The organism is Nostoc sp. CHAB 5715 (assembly GCF_020829685.1).
Classification (GTDB): domain Bacteria; phylum Cyanobacteriota; class Cyanobacteriia; order Cyanobacteriales; family Nostocaceae; genus Nostoc.
Window position 1 is genome coordinate 1 of record NZ_JAIVFR010001175.1, and the last position, 2,071, is coordinate 2,071.

Consider the following 2,071-nt stretch of genomic DNA (forward strand, 5'->3'; position numbering starts at 1 on the left):
TATTGGTTAAAACCTCGCCCGAAGTTAAGCGAAAAAAATTAAAATATTCTCGCCTTAAAACTCTATCCCTTTATGGGTAGAGTATTCTGAATTCTGAATTCTGAATTCTGACTCCTATTTTATGCTTTTAAGGAAGTCGGCACAATAAAAGCAAACTGTGTGAAGGAAAGTAAACAAGGCTCAAATCCTTTTTCCTTGTGTTCCCTGCCTCCTGCCTCCTGCTTTATCCCAACGATAATTTATTTACGCCGACTTACTTATATTTATAGTTTGTGTGATGATTGATCGCTAACTATTGACTATTGACCATAGACCATTGACTATAACCATTGGTAAATGACAGATGACCAATGACTAATGACTAATCAAAAACATGTTTGCATTATTTTGGGTACTCGTCCAGAAGCGATTAAACTAGCTCCTGTGATTCAGGTTTTCCAAAAGTCTTCAAGTTTTGAGTCGCAAGTAATTCTAACTGGACAGCATCGAGAGATGGTTGAGCAAGTTATGCAGCTGTTCAACATTAAGGCAGATTATGACTTGGAAATTATGCAGGTTCAGCAATCTCTAAATGATATTACCTGCCGTAGTTTACAAGGGTTAGAAGCTTTATTTAAGGTGAAAAAACCAGATTTAGTGGTGGTGCAGGGAGACACTACTACAGCTTTTGCCGCAGCTTTGGCAGCTTTTTATCAAAAAATCCCTATCGGTCATGTAGAAGCAGGTTTAAGAACTGATGATATCTTAAATCCTTACCCAGAAGAAGCTAATCGACGGTTGATTTCTCAAATTACTCAGTTGCACTTTGCGCCGACTCCTTGGGCTGTGGAAAATTTGCACCGTTCTGGTGTTTTGGGTGAAATCCACATGACGGGTAACACGGTAATTGATGCGCTGTTGAATGTAGCTGCAACCCAAGCAGTTTGTAATGTACCAGGCTTAGACTGGGATTCATACCGCGTTCTGTTAGCAACAGTTCATCGTCGGGAGAATTGGGGAGAACCTCTGTTAGCGATCGCTCAAGGCTTTTTACAAATCTTAGACAAGTTTCCTGATACAGCTTTGCTATTACCATTACACCGCAATCCGACAGTGCGAGTTCCGTTACAAGAACTTTTAGGGAATCATCCCCGAATTTTCTTGACAGATCCTCTAGATTATAGGGAATTGGTGGGAGCAATTGGGCGATCGCATCTTTTGCTCACTGACTCTGGTGGCTTGCAAGAAGAAGCCCCCAGCTTGGGAAAACCAGTACTAGTTTTAAGAGACACCACCGAAAGACCAGAAGCTGTTGCAGCCGGTACAGCCAAACTTGTAGGCACTACGAGTGAGAACATTTTTGCAAATGCTGCTGAATTACTTAGCGATCCAGATGCTTATGAAGCAATGGCAAATGCAATTAATCCCTTTGGGGATGGTCATGCAGCAGAGCGCATTTTGCAGATTGTACAAAATTACCTGGGTCTTTCATCAGAAACATCAACTTAGGAACTTAGATTAAACAAAATGCAAAATTTCTGTTTTTCAGGGTGCATGAAATCGGCAGAAAAGCCGATTTTTCTTTTTTTTAATCTAAAACTTCCTGAGTTTAGATTTCTCTCCATCCCACAAGAAAATAGTACAGGACTTACGCAAACAATGCAGGTAGGGGCAATACCCTGCGGGAAGCCGCTTTGCGTCTACATGAATTGCCCCTACAGCGTCTAATTTTGTGTAAGTTCTATAGTAGAATCTAGAAACGAGATTTTCAAAGGGTGACTTCTGGTTAAATACCCAAAGCTGCTCGTGTTTCTGGCCCCACCGTACCATCTACAAGTAGACCTTTACTTGCCTGAAAGCTTCGGACTCGGTTAACAGTTTCTTGACCGTAAATTCCATCAACTCTGAGATTACCTAAAGCTATCTGAACGTCTCTTACAAGCTGACCTCTAGAACCACGGGTAAGAATCACCGAACCGCCAACACCACCAGGTCTAGTTACAGAAGGATTGTTAGGTCTATTACCAACCCATCGAGCAAAAACGTATCTACCCGTAGAAAGTCTAGCAAAACCGTTTTCATACCTTTCAAT

The 2,071-nt window shown here is 41.4% G+C and carries 2 protein-coding genes; one reads left to right on the plus strand and one right to left on the minus strand.

What is annotated here, in order from left to right; translation table 11 throughout:
- Nucleotides 1-357: 357 nt before the first annotated feature.
- On the plus strand, nt 358-1,488 hold the full coding sequence (wecB, locus tag LC574_RS37370) for a non-hydrolyzing UDP-N-acetylglucosamine 2-epimerase (protein WP_229458661.1): 1,131 nt from the start codon (nt 358-360) through the stop codon (nt 1,486-1,488).
- A gap of 277 nt (nt 1,489-1,765) precedes the next feature.
- On the opposite strand, the gene LC574_RS37375 is transcribed toward wecB, so the two are convergent.
- Nucleotides 1,766-2,071 (minus strand): peptidoglycan-binding protein (locus tag LC574_RS37375; protein ID WP_229458662.1); only part of this gene is annotated, 306 nt, incomplete at its 5' end.